General features: G+C 46.3%; 1 protein-coding gene. It reads left to right on the forward strand.

Going from position 1 to position 1,535, the window contains the following annotated elements; all coding sequences use genetic code 11:
• Positions 1-92: 92 nt before the first annotated feature.
• A protein-coding gene (locus QOZ98_RS18890) for an IS1182 family transposase (protein ID WP_308788774.1) occupies positions 93-1,456 on the forward strand; the annotation gives its coding sequence in 2 pieces (ribosomal slippage) (positions 93-662 and positions 665-1,456; 1,362 coding nt in all).
• The last annotated feature ends 79 nt before the right edge of the window (positions 1,457-1,535 follow it).

Below are 1,535 nucleotides of genomic sequence, written 5' to 3' on the forward strand. Positions count from 1 at the left end.
CAGGCTGTCGAGAAACCCTCTCGACAGCCTTTTTTTGTTTATTTTGATATTTTTTTGAGGTAAACTAAAAGAAAATGAAGGAGCGATGTCCCATGATTGGTAAAGTCAAAAACCACCGTCATGATCAGGTCACGGTCTCGATCGATGAACTCGTACCGCAAGATCATTTTCTCCGTACAGTCGATGCCCTCATTGATTTTTCTTTTATTGAGCGGATTGCTTCACCTTATTATTGTCCGGATAACGGCCGTCCGGCCATTCCACCTATCATCCTCTTCAAAATGATTTTCATCGGTTACTTTTATGGCATTCGTTCAGAGCGTCAATTGGAAAAAGAGATCCGGGATAACATTGCTTACCGGTGGTTTTTGGGTTATTCCCTCATCGACCGCATTCCAGACCATTCTACCATCAGTTTTAATCGGAAGGGCCGGTTTGAAGACACGTTGGTCTTTGAAGAAATTTTTGACGAAACGGTCCGTCAGGCTAAAGCCCATAACATGGTAAATGGACGTCTGCTTCTTTCGGATTCCACACATGTCAAAGCCAATGCCAATAAGAACAAGTTTATTCGAAAGGCAAAAGCTGAAAAAGTGGTCAACTATTTAGGAGAACTGGAAGAAGCGGTCGAAGCCGACCGGGAGTCACACGGAAAAAAGCGCTGAAGCCGAAGACGGTTCGGTCGGTTAGCAAAACCAAACCAGCGATTACCCGCGAAAGCGTGACCGATCCGGATAGTGGCTTCCTCATGCGAAACCAGAAACCCCAAGGATTCTTCTATCTCGACCACCGAACGGTGGATGCCAAATACAATTTCATCACAGATACTTACATCACGGCCGGCAATGTCCACGACGCCGTTCCATACTTAGAGCGGCTCGCTGTGCAAAAACAGAAATTCGAATTCCCGGTGGAAGCCGTCGCGTTGGATGCCGGTTATTTTACTGGTCACATCTGCAAAACCTTAAACGAGGCCGGAACGTTTGTGGTCATGGGCTCGCGCCGTTTCAAAGGCGGCAACACCAAAGTGCCGAAACGCTTATTTACGTATGTGCATTCAATGGATGCCTATGCATGCCCCATGGGCTGCAAGTTATCCTATGCCACAACAGACCGGGATGGCTATCGACACTACAAAAGTCGGCCGCAGGATTGTGAAAATTGTCCACTGCGATCCGATTGTTTTTCCGCGAAAAGCAAGCAGCGATCGATTGCCCGACACATTTGGGAAGATGAAAAAGAAAAAGTACGCGCCAACAAACGCACTCCCAGTGGAAAAAAGCTGTACAAATTGCGGAGTCAGACCATCGAACGGAGCTATGCCGATGCGAAAGAACTTCATGGTTTCCGCTACGCAAGGCGTCGAGGGCGGAAGTCTGTCCAGGAGCAGGCCTACCTGACAGCTGCAACACAAAATATAAAAAAAATGGCCCTTCTGCTTAGCAGAAGGACCTAAAAACTTCAGATTCTTTTTTTACTACATAACCTAAACTAAGTAAAAACGAATAAAATCTTAGTTTCTCAACAAGCTGAAA

The sequence above is a fragment of the Planomicrobium stackebrandtii genome (assembly GCF_030814955.1).
GTDB lineage: Bacteria > Bacillota > Bacilli > Bacillales_A > Planococcaceae > Planococcus > Planococcus stackebrandtii.